21 protein-coding genes are annotated in these 24281 nt (G+C 46.1%); 3 read left to right on the top strand and 18 right to left on the bottom strand.

Translation table 11 applies throughout. The features are described from left to right. Positions 1 to 7: 7 nt before the first annotated feature. The 15 genes from EI981_RS08580 to EI981_RS08510 form a co-directional block, all read right to left on the bottom strand. Positions 8 to 1963 (bottom strand): stage V sporulation protein D, encoded by a 1956-nt coding sequence (locus EI981_RS08580; protein ID WP_126997237.1) that lies wholly within the window; start codon positions 1961 to 1963, stop codon positions 8 to 10. Positions 1964 to 2044: 81 nt separating this feature from the next. Beyond that, complete coding sequence (locus tag EI981_RS08575; protein ID WP_126997235.1) at positions 2045 to 4267, bottom strand: penicillin-binding transpeptidase domain-containing protein; 2223 nt, start codon at positions 4265 to 4267, stop codon at positions 2045 to 2047. Between the two features lie 24 nt (positions 4268 to 4291). After that, positions 4292 to 4708: a hypothetical protein gene (locus EI981_RS08570; protein ID WP_126997233.1), complete on the bottom strand. Its 417-nt coding sequence runs from the start codon at positions 4706 to 4708 to the stop codon at positions 4292 to 4294. A gap of 1 nt (position 4709) precedes the next feature. Then, positions 4710 to 5693, bottom strand: coding sequence for a 16S rRNA (cytosine(1402)-N(4))-methyltransferase RsmH (gene rsmH / locus EI981_RS08565; protein ID WP_126997231.1), 984 nt, complete (start codon positions 5691 to 5693; stop codon positions 4710 to 4712). A gap of 258 nt (positions 5694 to 5951) precedes the next feature. Continuing rightward, positions 5952 to 6389, bottom strand: a complete 438-nt coding sequence (gene mraZ / locus EI981_RS08560) for a division/cell wall cluster transcriptional repressor MraZ (protein ID WP_126997229.1) — start codon at positions 6387 to 6389, stop codon at positions 5952 to 5954. A gap of 289 nt (positions 6390 to 6678) precedes the next feature. Further along, complete coding sequence (locus tag EI981_RS08555; protein WP_126997227.1) at positions 6679 to 7944, bottom strand: adenosylhomocysteinase; 1266 nt, start codon at positions 7942 to 7944, stop codon at positions 6679 to 6681. Between the two features lie 51 nt (positions 7945 to 7995). Beyond that, positions 7996 to 9633 carry a bacillithiol biosynthesis cysteine-adding enzyme BshC gene (gene bshC, locus EI981_RS08550; RefSeq protein ID WP_126997225.1) on the bottom strand — a complete coding sequence of 546 codons (1638 nt, stop codon included), beginning with the start codon at positions 9631 to 9633 and terminating at the stop codon, positions 7996 to 7998. Between the two features lie 142 nt (positions 9634 to 9775). After that, positions 9776 to 10723, bottom strand: coding sequence for an ABC transporter ATP-binding protein (locus EI981_RS08545; RefSeq protein ID WP_126997223.1), 948 nt, complete (start codon positions 10721 to 10723; stop codon positions 9776 to 9778). Then, on the bottom strand, positions 10716 to 11714 hold the full coding sequence (locus EI981_RS08540; RefSeq protein ID WP_126997221.1) for an ABC transporter ATP-binding protein: 999 nt from the start codon (positions 11712 to 11714) through the stop codon (positions 10716 to 10718). The genes EI981_RS08545 and EI981_RS08540 overlap by 8 nt, the downstream gene beginning before the upstream one ends. A gap of 11 nt (positions 11715 to 11725) precedes the next feature. After that, complete coding sequence (locus EI981_RS08535; protein WP_418789062.1) at positions 11726 to 12652, bottom strand: ABC transporter permease; 927 nt, start codon at positions 12650 to 12652, stop codon at positions 11726 to 11728. Between the two features lie 30 nt (positions 12653 to 12682). Then, positions 12683 to 13615 (bottom strand): ABC transporter permease, encoded by a 933-nt coding sequence (locus EI981_RS08530; RefSeq protein ID WP_126997217.1) that lies wholly within the window; start codon positions 13613 to 13615, stop codon positions 12683 to 12685. A 214-nt stretch (positions 13616 to 13829) separates the two neighbouring features. Beyond that, entirely contained in the window at positions 13830 to 15524 is a 1695-nt protein-coding gene (locus EI981_RS08525) for a peptide ABC transporter substrate-binding protein (RefSeq protein WP_126997215.1), read from the bottom strand. 233 nt (positions 15525 to 15757) lie between these two features. Beyond that, entirely contained in the window at positions 15758 to 16141 is a 384-nt protein-coding gene (locus EI981_RS08520) for a DUF3397 domain-containing protein (protein WP_126997213.1), read from the bottom strand. Positions 16142 to 16196: 55 nt separating this feature from the next. Continuing rightward, positions 16197 to 17195: a ketopantoate reductase family protein gene (locus EI981_RS08515; RefSeq protein ID WP_227011771.1), complete on the bottom strand. Its 999-nt coding sequence runs from the start codon at positions 17193 to 17195 to the stop codon at positions 16197 to 16199. Positions 17196 to 17389: 194 nt separating this feature from the next. Further along, on the bottom strand, positions 17390 to 18043 hold the full coding sequence (locus EI981_RS08510; RefSeq protein ID WP_126997209.1) for an RsfA family transcriptional regulator: 654 nt from the start codon (positions 18041 to 18043) through the stop codon (positions 17390 to 17392). A gap of 344 nt (positions 18044 to 18387) precedes the next feature. Here EI981_RS08510 and EI981_RS08505 point away from each other — a divergent pair, with 344 nt between their 5' ends. Both EI981_RS08505 and EI981_RS08500 read left to right on the top strand, forming a co-directional pair. After that, positions 18388 to 18624, top strand: coding sequence for a DUF2626 family protein (locus tag EI981_RS08505; RefSeq protein WP_068782066.1), 237 nt, complete (start codon positions 18388 to 18390; stop codon positions 18622 to 18624). A gap of 226 nt (positions 18625 to 18850) precedes the next feature. Beyond that, positions 18851 to 19957 (top strand): coiled-coil domain-containing protein, encoded by a 1107-nt coding sequence (locus EI981_RS08500; RefSeq protein ID WP_227011770.1) that lies wholly within the window; start codon positions 18851 to 18853, stop codon positions 19955 to 19957. A gap of 8 nt (positions 19958 to 19965) precedes the next feature. Here EI981_RS08500 and EI981_RS08495 read toward each other — a convergent pair whose 3' ends face one another. Further along, on the bottom strand, positions 19966 to 21231 hold the full coding sequence (locus EI981_RS08495) for an extracellular solute-binding protein (protein ID WP_126997207.1): 1266 nt from the start codon (positions 21229 to 21231) through the stop codon (positions 19966 to 19968). A 189-nt stretch (positions 21232 to 21420) separates the two neighbouring features. Then, the gene (locus EI981_RS08490) at positions 21421 to 22752 is read right to left on the bottom strand and encodes a PhoH family protein (protein WP_126997205.1); all 1332 of its coding nucleotides are present in this window, start codon (positions 22750 to 22752) and stop codon (positions 21421 to 21423) included. Positions 22753 to 23077: 325 nt separating this feature from the next. Here EI981_RS08490 and EI981_RS08485 point away from each other — a divergent pair, with 325 nt between their 5' ends. Beyond that, positions 23078 to 23749: a YhcN/YlaJ family sporulation lipoprotein gene (locus tag EI981_RS08485; protein WP_126997204.1), complete on the top strand. Its 672-nt coding sequence runs from the start codon at positions 23078 to 23080 to the stop codon at positions 23747 to 23749. A 38-nt stretch (positions 23750 to 23787) separates the two neighbouring features. On the opposite strand, the gene EI981_RS08480 is transcribed toward EI981_RS08485, so the two are convergent. After that, positions 23788 to 24240 carry a pyridoxamine 5'-phosphate oxidase family protein gene (locus EI981_RS08480; RefSeq protein ID WP_126997203.1) on the bottom strand — a complete coding sequence of 151 codons (453 nt, stop codon included), beginning with the start codon at positions 24238 to 24240 and terminating at the stop codon, positions 23788 to 23790. Positions 24241 to 24281 lie beyond the last annotated feature (41 nt).

The following is a 24281-nucleotide window of genomic DNA, read 5'->3' as shown; positions in this document are numbered from 1 at the left end:
GCTAAGGCTACTCATGCTCGTCTTCATGCTCGTGTTCGGCCTCAGCCTCACTTCCCATATAAATGCGGATTGTTGAGCCTTTATCCACTCTTGTACCCGCTTTTGGGGCCTGATTGATGACAACAGAGCCAGCGCCTGATTTCACCAGATTAAAATTCATGTTCATATCTTCATAGATATCCTGCGCCGTGTAGCCGATCAGATCAGGAACCGTAACGACCGGCGTCTCACCGTACTTATACTTCTTCGCAACCTGATCCTTGCGGGGCGGAATATTCAAATAGTCGAGCGCATCGGCAAGGATGTTGCGTACGATTGGCGCTGCTACTACACCACCGAACTGAATTCCCTGCGGATTGTCCACCGCCGTATATACGACGATTTGTGGATCATCCGCTGGCGCGAAGCCGATGAATGACACGATATGCTCATTGGCAGAATAACGTCCGTTTATTACCTTCTGGGCCGTCCCCGTCTTGCCTCCTACGCGATACCCGTCGATGAATGCATTGCCGCCTGTACCGTTCGCTACCACACTCTCAAGCGCGGCCCGTACCTTCTTCGAAGTATCCTCAGAGATCACCTGACGGACGATCTGCGGCTCTGTAACATCAACAACCTGCCCAGTATCCGGATTCGTCCATGATTTGGCCACGTAAGGCTTGAATAGCTTGCCACCGTTAATGGCTGCCGACACAGCGGTGATCTGCTGGATCGGCGTCACCGATACACCTTGGCCAAAGGAGGTTGTTGCCAGCTCCACTGGGCCGACCTGGGACAATTTGAACAGAATCCCATTCTCTTCGCCGCTGAGATCGATACCCGTCTTACTGCCAAAACCGAAATCCTTAATATACTTAAATAAAGTCTCCTTACCCAAGCGCTGACCCAGAGCAACAAACCCAGGGTTACAGGAATTTTCGACGACCTGCAGGAAGGTCTGGCTGCCATGCCCGCCTCTCTTCCAACAGCGAAGCGTAGCCCCGCCTACCTTAGCAAAACCCGGATCAAAGAATTGATCATGCAGCAGATCGACCTTCTGTTCTTCTAGAGCAGCCGCCAGCGTAATAATCTTGAAGGTTGAACCCGGTTCATAGGTCATCCAGATCGGAAGATTCCGGTTATATACCTGAGGATCGACATCTTGATAATTAGCCGGATCAAATCCAGGCCTACCCGCCATACCCAAAATCTCACCCGTCTTCGGGTTCATCGCGATCGTCAACGCAGAATTGGCATTTAGCCTGGCCATCGCTTGATCGAGCTCTCGCTCTATAATGCTCTGAATCGACTTATCAATCGTCAGCTGCAGATTCAGTCCATCCTTGGGCTCTACATAGACCTCTGATGAGCCTGGCATCAATCTTCCGCCAGCATCGGACAGATAAGACACACTGCCATTCATCCCGTTCAGCTCGCTGTCATATTTGCTCTCTAGACCAGTCAATCCTTGATTATATCCTCCGGTGAAGCCCAGAATATGCGCGGCAAGTCCTCCATAAGGATAATATCTTTTATTGTCTTCGGCAACAACAATACCCGGCAGATCCAAATCACGAATTTCTTGTGCCTTTTCCATCGTAATTTTGCGACCCCCGGGCTGTAGCCTGACTATGGATTCTTTCTTAGTGATTACTTTAAGCACGGCTTCCTCGTTCATCCCAAGTAGAGGCGACAGACTGCGCGCCGTTGTCTCCGGCGATTTCACCTGTACAGGGATCGCCATAATTGTAGGAGTCGTTACATTATAAGCGAGCACATTCCCATTGCGATCACTAATCTCGCCGCGCTTCGCGGAATAAGGAATGTTGCGCCGCCAGGAATCCTCTGCCTTCGCCGACAACTCTGCACCCTTACCCAATTGTACATAAGCTAGCCGGGCAACGAGAGCCAGGAACAGCACACATAGCATAAACAGCAGCATGAACAATCTTCTTCTTATCGTAAGCCTGGAGATCTTCATAGAAAATGGCCCCCCTGTTTCATCCTGAGCATAATTGGTTTCATATCATAAATATTCAGGACAAACAGGGGTTAGAACAAGCTATGGGGAAGAACCCGAGCTCTCGCCGGCATTCTCCTCCCCAGCAGCTTCATCGTTCTGCTCATCTTGTCCCGATTCCTCATCTTCCTTGATCAGAGGCTCAAGAACAAGATCAATTCGTCTCTTGCCATTCTCCTTGGTTAGGGTCTGAGAGACAACATAGCCTTCTCCTTCAATGTTTACTTCCACGCCTATAGCAGAGAGCAACTCCATAGCATCACGCAAGGACTGGCCTTTCAGATTCGGGATGTTCACTTTATCCCCTTCTTCTGACAGTAAATACATATGTTGCCCCGTCTTCAATACAGATCCAGTCTTTGGAAATTGCGAGACAATCTTCGTTCCTTTACCAAGCGTTGCATAGTTGATGCCTAGACCAGCAAGTTTATTCTTGGCTTCCTGGACTGACAAGCCTTTTAAATCAGGAGCCTTGATACCGTTATTCGCAATATCCGACGTAGTCTTGTTATCAAATTTCTTAGGCACGCCTAAATACTGCAATGTCTGATTCATAATTTTCTTAAAAATAGGCCCAGCCGCCGTTCCTCCGCCCAGATCAGAATCCTGCGGCTCATCGATAAGCACCAGCATCGCTATTTTCGGATCATCAACCGGCGCATATCCGATAAAGGATAGAACCTGCTTCTTGTAATCATATTTTCCGTTGATAACCTTCACTGCAGTACCGGTCTTGCCGGCAATCCGATACCCATCGATGTAAGCATGACGTCCACTTCCGATCTTCAAATCCGAGACAACCTGCTCTAAATATTCACCTGTCTTCTTCGCACTTTCCTGGGAAATAACTTGTTTGACAACCTCTGGCTTCGTAACGGTTGTCTCACCCGTCAGGGGATCCGTAATCGACTTGACGATATGCGGTGTCATCAGCTTTCCTCCGTTAGCAATTGCCGCAACTGCAGCCACCTGCTGCAAAGGAGTAACCAGCAATTTACCGTGGCCATAAGTCATCGCCGCATAGTCTGCCTGCTGCTCCGGCGATACGACGCCCTTCGCCTCTCCTGGAAGCTCTATTCCTGTAGCTTGTCCGAAGCCGAAATTATCAACATACTGTTTCATCAGATCTGGACCTAGCATTTCATAACCAAGCTTGACGAAAGCAACGTTACTAGAACGCTTAACCCCCTCCAAATATGAGATGCTGCCCCAGCCTGAGCGCCTGATGTCATGGATCGTCTGACCAGGCACACGAATGCTGCCTGTCATATAGTAACCTTTCGGATTGAACAGACCTTCCTGTACCGTAGCCGCCAAAGTTACAATCTTAAAGGTTGAGCCCGGTTCATAGACCGACTTGATCGCATGGTTGTAGAAGTTCTTCTGGTCCACATCTACCCAGTATTCATTGGGATTATAGCTTGGCAAATTCGCCATCCCTAGAATCTCCATCGTCTTCGGATCAGCAGCAATCACTGTCATACTGATAGGCCTCAGTTGGTTGTATGCCTCTATCATCGCGTCTTCAATATAATACTGTATTGTATCGTCAATTGTTAACCGAATATCTTTGCCATCTTTTGCCGGGGTGTAAATTTCGCTCGCTTTTGGGATCTCAATCCCACGGCCATCGCTTTTATATTCAATGGCTCCATCTTGACCCGTCAGTTCTTTATCATAAGCGGCCTCAATCCCGGACACTGCCTTCTCTTCACGATCCGTATAACCAAGTACATGTGCCGCAAGACTATTTTTAGGATAATAGCGTTTGCTTTCCTTCAGCAACAAAATACCTGAATCCGGAATTTTATGTTTTTCCTTCAATTCATCCGAAAATTTCTCTACCTGATCACGAAGTTCCTGATCAATCTTCCATCCTTCATTCCTTACTTCACGTTGGGGATAGAAGCTGCCATTATCTCTCTTGGCATTTACAAGTTTTCTTAATTCACCCTCATCCTTGTTAAGCAGTTGATGTAACCCCTGTACGACCTCCTCCTGCAATTCATATTTATTAATAATTTGCGGATTCACCGCGACAGTATAAGCCGGCGCATCAACAGCCAGTACATCGCCATTCCGGTCCGTAATCGTCCCCCGGGTTGCATTAAGCACCTTCTTCTTAGACCATTGATTTTCGGCATAACTTTGCCAGAAATCACTTTCCACAACCTGTACCCAGAACACTCTGAGCATCAAGACAGCAAAAAAGAGGGTAATGATTCCCCCTATCAGCAGTGTACGAAGCTTTATTCTTTTGATCATAATAAAAACCTCTTAGTACTTAATTTATCGAACAGTTGCGACATCTGATGCCTGGTTCTCCGTTGTAGTCGAATTCGGTACCTGAACGTGAACACCTTCATCTACCGGTTCAACATACCCCAACTTGGCTGCTTCTTCAGGAATTCGTTCCTCCAGTTTCTCCTTTTGGATCGACAGTTCCTTCGCCTGAACATTAATATTTTGAATTTCTGTGTTTAGATTAAAAGCTTGCCTTTTAATGTCATACAATTGCGAATTTTGCCATAGCAGACCACCCATGATGCCGACACAGAACAGAATCGTCACCATATACAGTAGCTTCTCGCGAATGGGAAGCGGTGACCTGCGTGTAACTACCTTAGTTGTCTCGCGGTAGCGCGGATTCTGTCCACGTGCCGCTGTCTTCTCTTTTACTGCTAAATTTCCACGTGTATACGCCATCTCACTTTCCCCCTGCTGTTTCTGCTATGGATTGCAATTTCTCCGCCACGCGCAGCTTCGCTGAACGTGCCCGGGAATTATGCGCCAATTCCTCCTCTGAGGGAACGATTGGCTTCCGGTTTATCAATTTCAACTGACCTTGACCCCCGCATACACACATTGGGAAATCCGGAGGACAAGTGCATTTCTCTACATAACTAGCAAAAATCTGCTTGCAGATCCGGTCCTCCAAGGAGTGGAAGGTAATGACTGAAACCCTGCCACCAGGAGCCAGGCAACGAACTGCCGCATGCAGCCCTTCTTCGAATGCTCCCAGCTCATCATTTACCGCGATACGCAGTGCCTGAAAGCTTCGCTTGGCCGGGTGGCCTCCGGTTCTCCTCGCTGCCGCAGGAATGCCAGCCTTGATTAATTCGACCAGTTCACCCGTCGTCTCAATTGGAGAAGTTTTCCGTTGGTCTACGATAACCTTGGCAATTCTCCTCGAGAATTTCTCTTCGCCGTATTGGAACAGAATCCGTGCAATCTCCTTCTCAGGCCAGTCGTTAATAATATCGCGAGCCGTAAGTGCAGCAGACTGGTCCATCCGCATATCCAGCGGCGCATCAGCGTTATAGCTAAACCCACGTTCTCCTTCATCAAATTGCGGAGAAGATACTCCTAGATCGAACAATATACCGTCTACCTGAGGCAGACCGTCCTGCTTTGGAACAAAATCAAGCTCTAGCAGCTTCTCTTGCAAATGGCGAAAATTACTCTTCACCAAAGTAAGGCGGTCTCGATAGGGAGCAAGCACCTCTTTGGCGTTCTCATGTGCCCAGTCATCCTGATCGAAAGCGATCAGCCTACCGCCTTCACTGAGCTTCGACAATATGACTGAGCTGTGGCCTCCGCCACCCAGCGTACAATCTACATATATACCGCCTGGCTTAATGCTCAGCCCTTCTGTCGCTTCTGCCTTTAATACCGTGATGTGATGGAACAAGACTGCAGCCCTCCAGACTGTTTTAGAGATAGTTCAAAAGTCCACTTTTGATCACGAAGCAGCACTGAAAGTCTATTCGACATCGAATCTTGAATTCACCCGGGCTTTCCGATGCTCACGTACCCAAACGTACGCTCCGCTTCTCAATCCCTAGCTTCATCCAACCTTCTCGGTGCTGAAAACTGGACTTTTTGAACATCTCATTAGTAGATAAAATACTTAAATTAATTAAAATACTTAAAATACTCATTGAATTCCTTACAGGTCGAAATTGAAGTCGACCAGTTTCTCTGCGATCTCATTAAAAGACTCTTCCGACTGCTCGAAGTACTGTTCCCATGTCGAACGGCTCCAAATTTCAACGCGATTCGACACACCCAGCACAACGCATTCCTTCTCCAGCTTCGCATACTGCCTTAGGTTGCTAGGTAGGTTTACCCTTCCCTGTTTATCCCATTCACATTCGGTAGCTCCAGAGAAGAAGAAACGAGTAAACGCACGAGCATCGGATTTCATTAGTGGTAAAGTCTTGAGCTTCTGCTCCAGCAATTCCCACTCGGTTGCGGGATACACAAAGAGACATTGATCAAGACCGCGGGTAACGACAAAAGAGGTTCCCAAAAGATCACGAAACTTAGCCGGAATGATAATACGGCCCTTCTCATCAATGCTATGTTGGAATTCCCCCATAAACATCGGCTTCGTTCACCCCTAACCTCTTTCCCCCACATTACACCACTTTACACCACAATGATGGTTATATTCAACATATTAAGGGAAATTCCTGCTAAAAATAAAAAAAATATTTGGAAAATCAATTTAAAAAAGCGGACTTTTTGAACAACCTCTTTAAGAAAATGGTCAAAAAAAAAGAGCAAGCCTCAAGGTTACCAACCTCGAAGCCTGCATTCTTGGGAAAATCGATCATTTTTTCAGCATATTGCTTAGCAACATCTTGTAAAAATAGATCCTCAAATGGCTTGGCTTAATGCTCCTGCCAGCTATCTAGATAAGTACGCTGCTCATCTGTCAGAGAATCGATGTTAACCCCGAGGCTCTCTAACTTGAAGCGGGCGACCTGTTCATCCAACTCATACGGCACATTAACTACCGTCTTGCCGATTTGCTCGTACTGCTCATTCACATATTTGAGTGATAAAGCCTGCAGAGCAAAGGTCATATCCATAATTTCCGCCGGATGTCCATCTCCTGCTGCGAGGTTGACTAATCGCCCCTCCGCAAGGACGTAAACTTTGCGACCATCCTTCAATTGATATTCCTCAATGTTGCGACGCACGGTTCTGATCGAAGTGGAACGCGCCGCTAGCTCCGGCTTGTTCACTTCCACATCGAAATGTCCAGCATTGGACAGGATCGCTCCATCCTTCATTACATCGTAATGTTCGCCGCGAATCACGTCACGGTTACCCGTTACAGTCACGAAGAAGTCACCAATCTTGGCCGCCTCTGTCATCGGCATCACTCGGAATCCGTCCATATGGGCTTCTACTGCTCTGATCGCATCTACTTCAGTGACAATTACGCTCGCTCCAAGTCCCTTGGCACGCATCGCCACGCCCTTACCACACCAGCCATAGCCAACGACGACGACCGTCTTGCCGGCTACGACCAGATTGGTCGTCCGGTTGATGCCATCCCATACAGATTGGCCTGTTCCGTAGCGGTTATCGAATAAGTATTTACAATAAGCATCATTGACAGCGACCATTGGAAATTTCAAATGTCCTTCCTTATCCATCGCTTTCAAACGCAAAATGCCCGTCGTCGTCTCCTCCGCACCACCACGTATGTTCTCAAGCAAGTCGGGACGCTCCGAATGAAGGATGGTCACGAGGTCTCCACCGTCATCGATGATCAAGTCCGGCTTCGTCTCTAGAGCACGGATCAACAATTGTTTATACTCTGCGGGTTCTGGATTGTATTTGGCATACACCGTAATACCATCCTCTACAAGTGCAGCACACACATCGTCCTGTGTAGAGAGCGGGTTGCTGCCTGTAATCGTCACTTCTGCACCGCCAGCCTGCACCACTTTAGCCAAATAAGCGGTCTTCGCCTCAAGATGAAGAGATATTGACACCTTTAGACCCTTGAATGGCTGTTCTGCTTCAAACTGCTTACGAATCCGTGAAAGCACAGGCATATGAGCCTGGGCCCAATCGATCTTCAAATGGCCTTCATGAGCAAGCTGCAAATCTTTAATAATGCTGTTCTCAACTGCTTTATTCATACCATTTCCTCCTCGGCTACTAGTCTCTCAAACAATTCATCTGTTCGCACACTATAAGTAAATGATACGATGATCCCCAGAAATATCATAAGGAATTTCCAAAAGGTGATCGATCCAGTCATTTCCGTAACGGTTCAAATAGTAGAAAATATTATAGACTCGCTCCTGGGGCTTATGTTGTGGAAAGAGCGATAATTCGATTCGATCGAAATGCCGAAGCCCCGCTGAGTTTGCCTTGCCAAGCGCATCCTTGGCCCGTCCACGCAAATATTCCATCTGCTCAACGATCTTCTCCCGATTGGCGGCGCCCAACTTAAGTAATCCCGCTTGAATTCCCCCAAGTTGTTCGATCAACGGATCGTACATATCCGTAAAGGCAGCCTTGATCTGTTCAAAGCGATCATCCAGATGCAAGGAATCCTGCTCAGCCAACCAATTCTCTCTCTTCTGCGCAAAGACATCATGATCGCTTATATCAGCCCAGCTCAAATTGTATTTATCCATATGCTTATGAAGCGTACCTTCTATGACTGTAAAAGACTCCCGGTTAAGCAGCAAAGGCATTCTTAACCCAAACGCCTTAAATGCCGATCCGGTCAGAGCCCAATATGCGATCTCGCCAGTTCCGAGCACCGCGCCAAGCACCGGCAGCAAGCTATCCTGCATCAGCGGTCTGGTCAACACATTGTTGCTGAACCGCTCAGGATGTCTATTTAGCTCTGACTTCAGCTCGTCCGCTGTAAAGTGTACTTTTCCTTTACGATCACTAAATCTTCCATCATGCCTAAACAACAGAAGACGTTCTCCTTCATGAATATAGAACAGGTTAGCTCCATCTGCGGCAACGTCAGCCTGTGCCTGATAGCCAAGGGATTGACAGAGATCAGCTGCAGCACGATAAGCTACTCCTAACTGATCATTCTCGTCGATCATTCTCTCAAATATCGGCGACTCAAGCTGTCTCAGAGCCGGATCAGCCGAATCAAGCAGTACCAATCCGTATTTGCCGAACCAGGTTCCCAGCAGCTTGGCAAAAGCATCACTCAATGTAGACGAGCCCTCCGACACTTGGCTAAGCAAATCCATCAGCGCAGGCCTGAACTCGGTATCAGGCAGCAACTGCTCCAACTCGGAGATCGCCTGCTCCCATTCTTCTCTCGCGATTTCATTCATGCTAACAGGTAGACGCTGCTCTGTCTCTCGCGCAACTCTGATCCGTGAAACCGATAAATCCGGAGACAAGACATAGGTATGGTTCACTTCATCCCAATCATGGTCCTCACCTGCAATCCAGAACACTGGAACAACCGGATGATTCAGTTGCTTGGCAGCATGCTGAGCTGCCTTAATAATCGTCGCTGCTTTATAGATTACCAGCAGCGGACCTGTGAACAGGCCGCTCTGCTGCCCACCAACGATTACGGCAGCATCCGGTTTCTCCAAGGCATCCAGAGACTGAGATACGGCCTCATGCGGATTATGTAGCAGGTTATATTCACGCAATCTCTCAACGACTTGCCCGCGCGGAATGCGCAAATGCTCCGATTCATGAAGCCATTCCAGCCTTTCCTGCCAGCTTGCTTCATTCATAGCATCATATTGATATAATTGCTGTACACTCGAAAAATGATTCAGATAAGCCTCTGAGAGCGGTTTATTTAACGTCAGTGGCTCTTGCACAATATTCATCAGGTTATATCCCCCGTTCTACTCTTGATCCCTTAAAAATATATCACAAGCCATTGATAAAGTGCATCCTTCAACCCAAAATAAAACTCCCACCTCGTAATATCAGGTGAGAGTTTTATTCATTTTCATGATTGCTGTTCGATTAACCCTTGTTCGGCATAGAAACAAAATGGCCTTTCGAAACTTCAACAAGCTCGGAGTTCTCCAGATCATACATTCCACCACCGGCAGAAGCACCATTAGCAGATTGAATTGGGCCATTATCACCGTCTTCATGGATAATCCGCTTCTTATTCGCTTCAACCTCAGGGTCCGGAATCGGAATAGCCGATAAGAGCATCTTCGTATAAGGATGGAGCGGATTGGCATACAATTCTTCACTTTCTGCCAACTCTACAATCCGGCCGAGATACATAACGGCAACACGATCACTAATATGCTTAACCATCGACAAGTCATGGGCAATGAACAAGTAGGTGAGTCCAAGACGATCCTGCAGATCTTCCAGCAGGTTAACGACCTGGGCCTGGATCGATACGTCAAGCGCTGAGATCGGCTCATCACAAATAATAAACTTTGGATTTACAGCAAGTGCACGGGCGATCCCAATCCGCTGGCGCTGACCACCGGAGAACTCATGTGGGTAACGGGAAGCGTGGTCTGGGTTAAGCCCAACCATATCAAGCAATTCCTCAACCCGTTTCCTACGTTCTTGACGCGATCCAGCCATATTATGAATATCCAGCGCCTCACCGACAATATCCATAACGGTAAAGCGTGGGTTCAACGATGCATACGGATCTTGGAAGATCATCTGCATATCACGGCGCATCGCTTTCATTTTGCCTGGAGAGAGTGTATTGATGTCAACACCATTGAATTTAACACTGCCCCCCGTTGGTTCATACAGACGTAGGATTGTGCGTCCTGCTGTAGATTTACCACAGCCCGATTCACCAACAAGCCCGAGGGTCTCCCCCTCAGCAATAGAGAAACTGATATCATTAACGGCTTTAAGGACATTTCCTCCGCCGACATGGAAGTACTTCTTAAGACCTTCAACTTCAATCAGGGTTTTCCCCTTACTCATTCGAATGTACCTCCTTAGCCATTGGATGCAGATCCCAGCACCGTGCATGGTGTGTATCGCTAAATACAGTTGATTCCGGATCGATACGTTCACAGATCTTCATTGCCTTGTCGCAGCGGGCTGCAAAAGGACAACCGATCGGAGGCTTAATCAAATCCGGCGGCGTTCCGACAATTGGAATAAGCGGCTCGCCCTTCTTCTGGTCAAGACGCGGCATCGATCTGAGCAAGCCTTTGGTATAAGGATGCTGAGGATTTTTGAAAATCTCCCATTTCGTTCCCGTCTCTACTACTTCACCAGCATACATTACGATAACGCGATCGCACATTCCGGCAACAACACCAAGATCGTGCGTAATTAGAATGATCGAAGTACCAAGATGCTCCTGCATTTCCTTCATAACATCCATAATCTGTGCCTGAATGGTAACGTCAAGCGCTGTTGTCGGTTCGTCGGCAATCAGCAGTGACGGACGGCAAGCCAGGGCGATGGCAATCATCGCACGTTGACGCATACCGCCGGAAAATTCATGAGGATATTGATTAAAACGGGCTTCGGCATTTTTAATACCGACCAGCTTAAGCATCTCAATCGCCTGCTTCTTCGCCTTACCCGCTGACATTTTCTGATGTTTAATGAGTACTTCAGTAATTTGCTTACCTATACGAATCGTAGGATTTAAGGAGGTCATCGGGTCTTGGAATATCATGCCAATATCTTTACCGCGAATAGCTTCCATTTGCTTATTACTTTTCTTCAAAATATCTTGTCCCTGGAACAAGATTTCACCTTGCTTAATGATTGACGGAGGGGACGGAATCAGGCGCATGATCGTTTGGGCCGTTACGCTCTTACCACTTCCGGATTCACCGACAATCGCAACCGTTTCCCCTTTTCCTACTTCAAAGTTCATACCGCGGACAGCTTTTACTTCGCCGCCCTTAACTGAGAAGGAGACATGCAAATCTTTGACTTGTAAAATCGGCTCCATCATTCCACCTCCTAGTTTTTCAGATTTGGATCCAGCGCATCACGAAGGCCATCGCCAAGGATGTTAAACGACAGCATGATCAAGCTGATCAGAGCCGCCGGGAACAACATGCGCCAAGGATAATACAACCAACCGGTCAATGCGTCGTTGATCATCGAACCAAGCGATGCAACCGGCGACTGAACACCGAGACCAAGGAAGCTCAGAAACGCTTCCGCAAAGATCGCATTCGGTACAGAAAGAGTAACCGTAACGATGATTGGGCCAAGTGCGTTCGGTAATAAGTGACGGAACAACAAACGTCCCGATCCTGCACCCATCGAACGCGATGCAAGTACAAATTCACGATTTTTAAGCTGCATAATTTCACCGCGAACAATCCAGGACATGTTAATCCAGCCGGTAATCGTCAATGCGATGATAATTGTAACAAGACTCGGCTCCATAACTACCAGTAACAGAATTGTTACTAGCAAGTAAGGAATAGCATATAGAATTTCGGAGAACTTGTTCATAATTGTATCTACACGTCCGCCAAAGAAACCCATAATACCGCCATATATAACACCGACAAAAAGGTCAATCAGAGCCGCTACCAAACCGACAATCAATGAGATGCGCGCACCTGACCAAGTACGCACGAACATATCTCGACCAAAATCATCAGTTCCGAACCAATGCTCTGCATTCGGTTTCAAATTCGTATTTAATAGATCATTCGAAAAATAATTAAATTTTGAAATCATTGGACCGATAATAGACATAATTACGATTAGAATTAGAATGACCAATGCAGTCATTGCCATTTTATTAGCAAGCAATCTTTGCCAAGCGTCCTTCAACGCGGAAACACTTTCCCGCTGTATCACTTCAGACTGTTTCTCGTCCGCACCAATTCTAGTAAAATCGTCTGCTGTCAAATCTTTTGGTGCTGGCATCACTTTCATTTGTTGATTTGCATCCAACGATTAGCCCTCCTTCCTAGCGCCAAGCTTGATTCGCGGATCGATAAATCCGTAAGCAATATCAGTAATTAACCGAGCGATCATTAATAACACACCGTAGAATATCGTAATCCCCATGATCACCGGATAGTCACGACCTGTAATAGCTAGTACGAACTGTTTACCGATACCACCGATACCGAAGACCTGCTCAATAACAACCGAACCGGTAACGATATTTGCGGTCATTGGCCCCATGTAAGTAACAATCGGCATAATCCCGTTACGAACTACATGGCGGAACAAAATAGCAAACCAATTTAAGCCTTTAGCCTTAGCTGTCTTGATGTAGTCCGCATGCAAGACTTCCAGCATACTCGACCTTGTCAGACGGGCTATAAAGGCTATAGGCTGCGCTGAAAGTGCCGCTACAGGTAGTACATAGTACATTGGCCCTTTGAATCCCATCGTAGGGAGCCAATGCAATTTGGAAGCAAACACAAATTGCAACAATGATGCGAGTACGAAGCTTGGAACCGCGATTCCTAGGACCGCTAATACCATCGTCACATTATCAATAACTTTCCGGTGATAGAGAGCAGCCAGAAGTCCGAGCACCACTCCGACAATGACGGATACGACAATTGCGACAAGTCCCAGCTTAAGTGAAGCGGAGAAGGTTTGACCAATGATGCCCGATACCTCTTGGTTAAGCTTCTTCATTGAAATCCCCAAATCACCTTGAACGATATTTCCAAGATACCTCGTGTACTGTTCGAAAACGGGTTTGTCCAAACCATATTGTTCCATGAGACGCAATCTGATCTCCTCTGGAACTTTCTTTTCCGACATGAAAGGATCACCCGGTATTGCTTTCATAAGAAAGAAGGTGGCGGAGATTAAGATGAATAGCGAAACCAATGTGTAGAATAGTTTGTTAGCAATGTAGCGCACCATACCCGTTAACACCTCCTCTTATAATTTTCGACAAAAAACGATATAAATCGATTTTAGGGCAAACCTTTTCATTTGTCTATTCGATAAATTTTCAAATGACCACATAACTTGGAAGAAAGTTGCAAAAAAAAGGGGATATATATGGAATACCACATATATATCCCAAACTTACTATTCAATTATTCGACATTTGTGTATTTTTACCGACAATTTACTATTCAGTCAGGTAGGCCCGAGTGAAGTCCACCGCACCGCTGTAGTCAACAACTACACCTTTAAGGTTTGGCTTCACAAGCGATACATTCGTGTAATAGTAGATCGGCATATAAGCCATATCTTCTTTAATGAAGGTTTCTTCCGCTTTCGAGAAGTATTCGTCACGTTTCTTCAAGTCAGATTCTGCTCTAGCGTCTTTAAGCAACTTGTCATACTCAGGATTAGAGTAGCCCAAATCGTTGTTGCCAGCGCCAGTCATCCACAGATCCATAAATGTCATCGGATCGTTGTAGTCAGCAGACCATCCGCTACGAGCGATTTGATAGTCAAGGTTTTGACGATTCTTCAAGAATACGCCCCACTCTTGGTTCTGAATCTTAACGTCTACACCAAGATTTCTCTTCCACATGTCAACAATAGCAGTAGCGACTTTCTTGTGTCCTTCACCGTTGTTGTGGATTACAGTGATTTCAGGCAGCTTCGTGTATCCTTCTTCCTTCATACCCTCTTCCAACAACTTCTTAGCTTCATCAACGTTCTCTTGGAAGTACTCTTTATCGCTGTGCTCAGTACGGAATTCACCTTCTGCACCCATGATACCTTCCGGTACAACACCGTATGCAGGAATTTGTCCGCCCATCGTAATTTTGTCTACGATCGCTTGACGCTCGATAGCCATTGAGAATGCTTTACGAATCTTAACATTCTGGAATGGTTCTGCTTTGGAGTTAAATTGATAGTAGTAGGTACCAGCGATACCTTTTACATTATATTCATCAGCCAATTCCTTTTGAACGATTGGAATTTGGTCGGATGGGATTTCACCGTTAGGTCCGCCCGCACGGTCAAGTTCGCCGTTACGGTAGGATTCGAGCTCAGTAGCGCCGCTTTCTACCAAAGACATTGTAATTTTGTTCAATTTGATGTTGTCTTTATCCCAGTATTGATCGTTCTTCGTTACTTCAAGAGCCTGACCGGTTGTCCAAGTGGTCAACGTAAATGGTCCGTTAACGATCATTTTCTTAGGATCAGTAGCCCATTTTGCATCATCCTTAACGGATTGATGAACCGGGTAGAACGTATAAAATGAAGTCAGACCGAGGAAATATGGAGTTGGGTTGACCAATTCCACGTCCAAGGTATAGTCATCAGTAGCCTTTACGCCAACTTCGTTGAAATCCTTAATTTCACCCTTGTTGTACTCTTCAGCATTCTTGATATAGTACAATTGAGTAGCATAAGGTGCAGCTGGTTGTGTATTTGGGCTAAGCACGCGTTCCCAAGCAAATACGAAATCTTTTGCTGTTACAGGGTCGCCGTTGCTCCACTTAGCATCTTTGCGAAGATGGAAAGTATATTTAGTTCCGTCAACCTCCCAAGATTCAGCAGCGCCTGGAGCTTCTTTACCATCAGCATCAAAGCGCACAAGACCTTCGTACATCATCTTGAGCACTGTGTTAGCTTGGCTGTCTTGCGCTAGTGCTGGGTCAAATGTTGGCGGTTCTGCGCTCAAATTGATCCTCAGTGTTTGATCAGAAGCTAACTTCACGTCACCTTGATTAGCAGCATTGTTTGCTGCATTGCCGCCGTTTGAAGCACTGTTCTTACTATCGTTCGATCCGCAAGCAGATAGTAGCGTACCGACCGCAAGAACGAGTGTCAAAAGAAGCAATAAACTTTTACTCTTCTTCATCCTTGCTGTGTCCCCCTTAAGTATGTTTGTGGTATATGTTTTAAAATTATACAACCAGCGGTCAAAAAAATCCAACATAAATTTTCTGAAATAGAACACTAGTTAATAAAAACGAAATATTTAATTAACAAAATAGTCAAATATACATTATTGACATTTTAACCCCATTACGCTAGTTATTCGCGATATTTTATTCAATATGTAGTGCCTGCTCTCTTCTCACTTAGCTTGAACTAAATGGCAGAAATATATGTAAAAAAGCTAATGAGAAACAATATAATGTAGACGATCCCTGCTCCGGCGAAAGCGAGGCGCCATACGGCGCGCAGCATTCTACTCACATCGACCTTTCCCTTCAATCTGTTCTGGGCTCCGCCAATCAAACCCACGACAATCAAGAGGATAAGCAGTATTAAATAGAAGCCAAATTGGGAATGAAATACGTTATTGAACAGGATAGAGACAGACAATATAAGGAAAAACGTTGTCACATCCATGGCGAGGAGCAATGAAGCTCTTTTCTCCTTTTTCAAGAAAATACTAATCACATAGACCAGAAAAAATGGAATTATTGGCAATATCGTAAATATAAAAACCGGTCCTAATAGTGCATCCAAGGCAAACCCTCCTCATAAACTGTAATTTTCAGACCTAAAACAAAATTTTATATCCTCATACGCCTGTGGCTTCTAGTCCTCTTACCAAACGCCACACCATTTCATGTCCTGGGGCAGGTATACTGGCAGCCTGAGCCAACTTCACTAACCGTCCATTTATGGAATCAATCTCGGTCGGCGCTCCCTTAAGCACATCGCTTAACATCGATGAGGTATTCCCGGCTGTCGAGCGGCAGACAGATACAATCTGTTCATACATATTAGAAGGAATAGGGATTTGATGCGCTGCATAGATTCGCATTCCTTCCTCACATAACTGCCGAAGCATCACTATGCGTGATTCCGTATCCAGCAGCTCTCCGTTTGGTATTCGCCAAATAGCGGTTAACGGGTTAATCACCGCATTTATAAGCAGTTTCCTATAAATTTCCCTATCGATGTCTTTCGACAAAAAGGCTTCAAATCCTGCCGATTCAAGCATTTTAAGCAAATCTTCTTCCCTGATCTGCTCCTTCCTCTCATCTAAGGAATCATCATTATATAGAAGAAATTCGCTGGGTTGCGGGATACCAATCTGTGTGGTTCCGGCACCCGAGCGGATGACAGAACGGGCGTCGCCGCGTTTTGCTCCTTCTGTCGTTACAGCTACATAGATACTCCTATCCTTGAAGACGCTTTGGAACATCTCGATATGACCAATCCCGTTCTGGAAGCAGACGATCCCCGTCTTAGGGCCGGCAATCCGTCCAACGAATTCAAGCAAGTCATGGTCCACACTTCGCTGCTTGGTCGTGATGAATATCCAATCAGGCCTTTCTTCTTCAGTGATATTCAATGAACCTCCGACTATATCATCTACCGGATGGGCCAAAATCATAGATGGAGCAATACTCATAAGACCGGAATGCGGTTCTTCAACTTGAATTCCTTCTCCTGCCAACAATCGTGCCTGTTCCAATGTCCTCGTCCAGAAGCGAACCCGCGCTCCCCCCGCGGCTAGCTTGCCGCCAAATAACAGTCCAAGAGCCCCCGCTCCAATGATATCTACCTTCACCCGTATCCTTCCTTCCATATAAAGTTGAACTCATCCAAACTCGGCCGCTTATATCCATAAACCATTGGTTCAACTTTAATCATCTACTATTTTTATACCAGACCTGCCCCTATAAATACAAAGCACAATCAACTTCACAAAAAGAAAATCCCGACGCTATTGCGACGGGACCTTCGTTAATTCTATTGATTCTGCTATTCAATTCGTTCTAAATTGCCGTTAGCATCCATCTTGAATCTTGTCTTACTCTCGTCTTCCTCTTCATTAAGAAAGGCAAGTCGTCTGGCCCGGTCCATAATTTGAATCAAAGCTTTATAGTCGTCATTCACGACTCGGTAATCACTCTGAACCTCGTTCACCTGCGCGAACAAGCGTTTATTCTCCCCGCGCAAATGATGCAACTCCTCATCCTTCATACGCAGTTCTTTTTCCAGCATCTTCACGTGACGATTGCTGTCTTGAACCGTATTCTTCCACCCGCGCAAGAAGCGGATGACTGCATCAATGGAGATCGTCTCTTCGGTAACTCCGTCATTTTTGTAGATTCCCTCATCAAGTTCAACCGAGGTCAATGAAGCTACAGCCGGGCTTCCGGCCAGCGATCCCTGTTTCTTCATATAGTTTCTTTTTTGCCGTTGTGCTTTTGCAATTCCTATCGCTGCCTCATATCTCTTACGCACACAACTGTTCCACCTGAAACCGCAAGCAGCCGCGGTTCTACCGATCTTCTCCCCTACTTCTTCAAAGGCAGTCAGTTGGGTACTGCCCTCACGAATATGGCGCAAAGTTACTTCAGCCAGAATCAAATCATCTTCCGCACTCCACGCATCTTGTCTCACTGCTGTCATGCAATATAAACCTCCTAACGACATCCTAAATATACCGTCTCCAGCCTATACCCCGGCAGGCGAATGGGTGAAATAACTTCTTACTCCATTTCTATGCCTCTCATAGAGTTCATAGAATCTATTTGGTATTAAAATGTATTTCCATTTTCAACCTTGTCCATACATATCTTTGCAAAATACAAACGAGTAATGGCACCGCTTATATGGTCCACAATAATAAAAATCACATTTTAGTGGGAATTTGATTCTTTTTAGTGACTTTCCGTTTACACTTGATAAGGTTGCGGGTATAATAAATTGTAGAATTTGGATGAAGCGTATACATAGGAAAGGGGGATTCACGCTTGGCACGCATGTTCCGCGTCCTCGGCTTTTTCACACTCTCCATCGGACTTATGGCTTTTGCCGGGAACCTCATTGAAATGGCTTTGCTATTTTTTATGCAGACCGCATTCTTCATGTTGTTTGGCTACTTGAAGTTCACAGAGAAGACTTATATCTTGTTGTTCTGGGGATATATGATTGTGGCCTTCACAGGATTCAGCTATTGGACGGTTTTCCAAATGGGGCTGCCGTTATAGTCTCCGGCTTGCTTCTTCATTACACAAAGAAGACGATTCGATTTATCGGATCGTCTTCTTTGTTGTTCATATATTATAAACTATGCTGATTCACTTCCTAATTTGCTTCGTAATCATAAGCTGACTTTTTGAACAACCTCATATATTTGCGGTGCTTGTATCATATACATCCTAAGGTATAGGGGTGCTGCCCTCATAACATGATTCAGCGAAGGAGGGGGACGCATTGAATCTGAAGAATCGCTTGCACAGAGCCATTGCTTCGCTATGTATCTTAATCACTCTTGCAACCATTCCTCTGCTGCAGGGCGCTGCCTATGCCGCTCCCATCTCAGAGGAGGACCTGAAGATTATGGAACAGAGCCTATCCATCGTAGAGATCGATCGGGATATCAGTAAAGTTATGCTTCAGCAGCAAGATACCGAGCGAGACACAGTCAAGTTAACGAAACAGATCGCCGATAAGAGTATCCAAATCGAAAGCAGCCGGGAACGTGCCGGTAAAGTGATCGCCGCCTACTATATGGGAGAGCGAGAGACTCTGCTCACCGCGCTACTATCGGTTAACAGCCTAAGCGATTTTTTTACGGTATGGGATTACTACCAGCTAATTTCAGAGCGGAACCAGGACATCCTTAATACATATCAGCAAGAATACATTGGTCTCAGACAAGCAAGAGAGGATCTGGATCAAACCAGCCGGGAACTGGAGAAAATAAAACAACGGTTGCTGCAACAACGAGAACGATTGGTTGCACTTCAGCAAAGTGTGGAAAGTTCCATAAGCTCCAGCGCTGATCCCGAAAAGCTGCGGCAAATGATCCAGGAATTAACAAGCTATTGGCAGAACGTCGGATTGCATGAAGTAAGGCGTTATTTCAAGGCTCTGTCACAGGCAATGGCTAATTTCTCTGATTATTTGAAAGATTACGGGGACAGCCTCGCTTCAATTAAAGGAGGTTATATACTAACCATTCGAGAGAAAGAACTCAATCAATTTCTTAGAAATAAAAATAAGCTGCTAGGCGATATGACGTTCCGGTTCACGGAGCAACGCATGATCGTACAAGGCAGCAAAGAGGGTCTCGAATTATCGATAGAAGGACATTACACGATAGAAAACCAACCGCAAAACGCCCTGATTTTTCATATTGATAAACTTGTATTTAACGGGTTAGAGCTGCCGGATACTACAAGAAATGAGTTGGAAGATGCGTTCGATCTTGGCTTTTATCCGCAGCAGCTCGTTCCCTTTATTGAAGCGACAGAAGCAAAAATCAGCGAGAACGAGCTCACTATTACTTTGAAACTATCGTTAAAATCACGCAATTAGCCCTGATCTCAGGGATTCAGCTCATCCAATTGTTTCACATATTGTTTGGCAGGGATATCGCTATGGAGGAAAGACCATGAGTTCTCCTGCAATTGCTGCATCAGTTCAGGAAGCTTGGCCGTTACTGGCTGAGTGATTCCCTGTCCCTTCACAAATGAAGCTGTTATCCAATCCGGCAGTCCGGATCTCATCGCCTGATAGTACAAAGTTTTGAGTGCAGGCAAATGACCTGTCTTCTCATGCCATTGACGTTGCTGAATTTGCGTAGTCATTGCAGAAATCCATAGTCCTGCTGTATCTCTATTCATAGACCTAGCTGTTACCACGAAACTTCTGCCAGCGATCCACATTTTGTTACCTGATTCGGAAGGATCTGGAAAAAAGACTCTCTTTCCTCGATAAGGATACTTCCTCGCTTCTGTGGAAGGAATAAGCATAATCAAGGCTTCTTGGCGATTACTGCCAATCCACTGATCGTTGCTCTCATCATCACCGATATTTATCATATAAGGCTGGAGCTGCTCCAAGAGTGGAACTGCTTCAGCCAAGCCCTTCTTATTAAAAATAGATTCGGCCGCCTCCTGCTTTCCTTGACCTTTGGCACCCAGTTGCCATAACAATGACATGACCGCATAAGGATCGTTATAATCTAGGCCCAGCAAATAAGCCGGAGAATTAAATTCATTCCAGGCTTCAATCAGCGCATGCCATTCCTCTGATGTCGAAGGGAAGGTATGGCCGATTTCTTTTAACCCCTCAGCATTATATACCCAGACATAAGGATCGGCATCAAGCGGCACGCCCCATACGTAGCCGTTCCACTCATCCTGCGCCAAGGAAGCGCTTAACACTTCGCCAGTCAAAGAACCGGAATAGTAGCTCTCCGTCGGCAGCAAGAATCCACCAGCCGCATATCGGCGAACCCAGACATTGTCCAGTAAGACGACGTCGGGAGATACGCCAAGCTCGAACTGCTGCTGTAAGGAGCCATAATCCTCTCCTGCAGGTACATTGACTAGTTCAACTTCGGTGGAATGCTCCTTCATAAACGCTTCGTTCATCGCCTTTAGTTCATTGAATTCCAACTCCGGCAGGCGAACAGCTACTTTGATCCGACCGTTTTCTCTAACCTTCTCCTGGCTTGGAGGTATTACCGGCTCCGTTGTTCTGTCTTGATCCTTGGGACCTACCATCGTAGACTTCTCGGTCGGTGACAAATTAATCAAGGCGAGCAGCAGAAGTGCAAAAAGTACCCAATGGTTTCTTCGCTTCATACCCGTTATTCCCCTCCAACGTTTCAACCATCAAAACATAGGAATCCAATTCAATCAATCAACTAATCTCTATTGTATCAAACTCCCTAGTACCTTGTCCCTAAATTCTCATAATAAAAAAAACACCGGAATTGTCCGATGTAAATAATTGGTTTTTTAACCTATTTCTATTTGAGAATAAGCAGGCTTCTACAGTAAATCCGCCGCCAACTGGGCTAGCTTGGAGCGCTCTCCTTTCTCAAGCATGATATGTCCGCTTAAGGCTTGCTCTCTGAAGTGTTGAACTAGATAGGTGAGACCGTTGCTAGCTGAATCCAGATAAGGATGATCGATCTGTTCCGGATCGCCGACGAGGACAATTTTGCTGCCTTCGCCAACTCTTGAGACAATCGTCTTCACTTCATGCTGCGAAAGATTCTGCGCTTCGTCAATAATAATGAACTGACCGGGAATGGAGCGACCGCGGATATACGTAAGCGCCTCAACCTGGATACTTCCGAGGCCCATCAGAATTTTATCAATATCACCGGATTTCTTTGTGTTGAACAGATATTCCAAATTATCATAAATCGGCTGCATCCAGGGCCGGAGCTTCTCTTCCTTCTCCCCAGGCAAATAGCCAATATCTTTTCCCATCGGAACAACCGGACGAGCAATCAGTAACTTCTTATACTTATGCTCATCTTCGACCTTCAGTAACCCGGCTGCCAGAGCAAGCAATGTCTTCCCCGTTCCCGCCTTACCTGTAATGGTGACCAGCGGAATGTCATCATTCAGCAGCAATTCGAGAGCCATTCGCTGCTGAGCATTACGGGCACTGATACCCCATACGGGATCATTGCTAAGATATAAAGGCTCAAGTCGGCTGGCATCCTCATTAACTTTGAGAAGCGCTGACTTTCCCCTCCCCATCTCATCCTTCATGATAATAAATTCATGCGAGTATAGAGAATAGGATAATCCAAGCGATTTTACAGGTAATGAACGGAATGTATAAAATTCATCGATGATGGATGGGTGAACCTGTATGGACAAATAACCCGGGTACATTTCACTTGGGTCCACTGTTCGGCCCGTTAGATAATCCTCCGCAATCAAGCCGAGAACATCGGCCTTAATTCTTACCAGCACATCCTTACTGACAATGATGACCGGGCTTGGCTCCGGCTTCTCTGATTCTTCAAGATGATAATTCAGAGCGACCGCCAAAATGCGGTTATCATTGCTGACCTCACCGAACATCTCTTGTACTTTGGCAAAGCTGCGGTGATTCATTTCCACTTTAATGACGCCGCCATGTTCTAGCCCGACCCCATCATGTAAATGTCCTTGCTCCCGCAGGCCATCGAGCAGTCTGGATACTCCGCGTGCATTTCGTCCGATCTCATCTGCATTGCGTTTCTTCGAATCGATTTCCTCCAGCACGACCGCCGGAATCACAACCACATGCTCTTCAAAGGCAAAAATGGCGTTCGGATCATGCAGCAAAACATTCGTATCCAATACAAATATCTTTTTCACGGATATCCCCTCCACCGCAGTCACTACAGCTTCAAATTCGCATGGTATTTCAAAACGAGTTCAAAAAGGTCGGTTTTCAGCACCGAGAAGGTTGGATGAAGCTAGGGACTGAGGAGCGGAGCGTAGGCAATACCTACGTGAGCACCGGAAGGCCCGGGTGAATTCAAGATTCGATGCCGAATAAGCTCTCAGTGTTACTTCGTGATCAAAAGCGGACTTTTTGAACTACCTCTAATACATATTTTTTATTGTCCGGGAAATGTTATAGATACCAAGCTGGAATCATATCTGGCAAGAGATCATTTCCGAAAGGACGGATCAAATCATGCGAATTTGGCTGTGTTTATTATTAACGGCCTCACTGCTAACTAGCTGCCAAACAGCATCTAAAAAGGCATCACCCTCTCAGCAGACTCCATCGGAAAAGACCACCCGGACACAAAATGTTAAGGGACATGGTCCTAAGGGTCTAAGCAATACAACGGGCAAGTCAACACAGAAGCAGAAGCAGAACACAAACGCCACTGCAACTGGCAAAAATGATCAAAGAAGTCGACAAGCCCATTTGGAATCGCTAGCTAAGAAAGTTCCCGGTGTCAAAGGCGCCCACTGCGTCATCATGGGAAAGACGGCTGTCGTAGGTATTGATGTTGACGGGAATCTTGAGCGCGCCCGCGTCGGCGGTATCAAGTACACGGTGGCCGAAGCTCTGCGCAAAGATCCACAAGGTACCGGAGCTATCGTCACGGCCGATATGGACCTTAGCCATCGCATCTCTGAAATTGGCAAGAAGGTTTCCGCAGGACACCCGATCTCTGGCTTTGCGACAGAAATGGCCGATATTATCGGACGAATAGTTCCGCAAATGTCGAGCGACACCCGTCCGCGCGCCAAGAGTGTTCCAACCAAGCAAGGTCACCATCCACCTAAGAAGCAAGAAAAAAGTAAAGTAAAGTCAAAAAATCACACTTCCAGTAATTCTGGCAGTAAATACTAAGTCTGTCCTAGATGAAAAAAAGCCCAGCGAATTAATCGCTAGGCTTTTTTCATTGCAGAAAATACTTGATTGTCCAATTTCTCCATAGCACGCTGATCGTAAACCTTGCTGTAGGTCGGTGCGGACGCAAGCTGGGCGCCATAGAACAGAGCGTTTCGTACAGCATCGATCTTCATGTCGAAACAGCACATTTTGAAGGGAACCCCCTCAAGAGGGTCCTGCGCCACTTCGGCAACACCATTAATTGCATAAATGGTCTCCGCGCCAAACAAAGTTACTGTAATCCTCGGATGAGTCTTCATATTGTTGACAAGCCTTGATCTGTGGTCCACCGCAAAGCGAAGGGTGGAGGGATTCAATGCATAAATCCAGGAGATCGCACTTGAAGTCGGTCCTCCCGTCTCCACATCCACTGTGCTGAGCAGAACGAACATTTCGGACTGGAATGCATTGAACAATGGTTCAGATAATTGTGTAACGAGTTCGGACATTAACGCCAGCCCCCCTGATCATACTTAAAGTACGTGTTCAC

It is taken from the genome of Paenibacillus lutimineralis, assembly GCF_003991425.1.
Taxonomy (GTDB): domain Bacteria; phylum Bacillota; class Bacilli; order Paenibacillales; family Paenibacillaceae; genus Fontibacillus; species Fontibacillus lutimineralis.
Note: the sequence above shows the minus strand (reverse complement) of the source record. Positions and strands in the feature narration are given on the sequence as shown.

Bases quoted from the DNA above. Each gene is read 5' to 3' on its own strand.
- EI981_RS08580 (WP_126997237.1), bottom strand. From the start codon at position 1,963: ATGAAGATCTCCAGGCTTACGATAAGAAGAAGATTGTTCATGCTGCTG.
- EI981_RS08575 (WP_126997235.1), bottom strand. From the start codon at position 4,267: ATGATCAAAAGAATAAAGCTTCGTACACTGCTGATAGGGGGAATCATT.
- EI981_RS08570 (WP_126997233.1), bottom strand. From the start codon at position 4,708: ATGGCGTATACACGTGGAAATTTAGCAGTAAAAGAGAAGACAGCGGCA.
- mraZ (WP_126997229.1), bottom strand. From the start codon at position 6,389: ATGTTTATGGGGGAATTCCAACATAGCATTGATGAGAAGGGCCGTATT.
- EI981_RS08555 (WP_126997227.1), bottom strand. From the start codon at position 7,944: ATGAATAAAGCAGTTGAGAACAGCATTATTAAAGATTTGCAGCTTGCT.
- bshC (WP_126997225.1), bottom strand. From the start codon at position 9,633: ATGAATATTGTGCAAGAGCCACTGACGTTAAATAAACCGCTCTCAGAG.
- EI981_RS08545 (WP_126997223.1), bottom strand. From the start codon at position 10,723: ATGAGTAAGGGGAAAACCCTGATTGAAGTTGAAGGTCTTAAGAAGTAC.
- EI981_RS08540 (WP_126997221.1), bottom strand. From the start codon at position 11,714: ATGGAGCCGATTTTACAAGTCAAAGATTTGCATGTCTCCTTCTCAGTT.
- EI981_RS08535 (WP_418789062.1), bottom strand. From the start codon at position 12,652: ATGCCAGCACCAAAAGATTTGACAGCAGACGATTTTACTAGAATTGGT.
- EI981_RS08530 (WP_126997217.1), bottom strand. From the start codon at position 13,615: ATGGTGCGCTACATTGCTAACAAACTATTCTACACATTGGTTTCGCTA.
- EI981_RS08525 (WP_126997215.1), bottom strand. From the start codon at position 15,524: ATGAAGAAGAGTAAAAGTTTATTGCTTCTTTTGACACTCGTTCTTGCG.
- EI981_RS08510 (WP_126997209.1), bottom strand. From the start codon at position 18,043: ATGACAGCAGTGAGACAAGATGCGTGGAGTGCGGAAGATGATTTGATT.
- EI981_RS08495 (WP_126997207.1), bottom strand. From the start codon at position 21,231: ATGAAGCGAAGAAACCATTGGGTACTTTTTGCACTTCTGCTGCTCGCC.
- EI981_RS08485 (WP_126997204.1), top strand. From the start codon at position 23,078: ATGCGAATTTGGCTGTGTTTATTATTAACGGCCTCACTGCTAACTAGC.
- EI981_RS08480 (WP_126997203.1), bottom strand. From the start codon at position 24,240: ATGTCCGAACTCGTTACACAATTATCTGAACCATTGTTCAATGCATTC.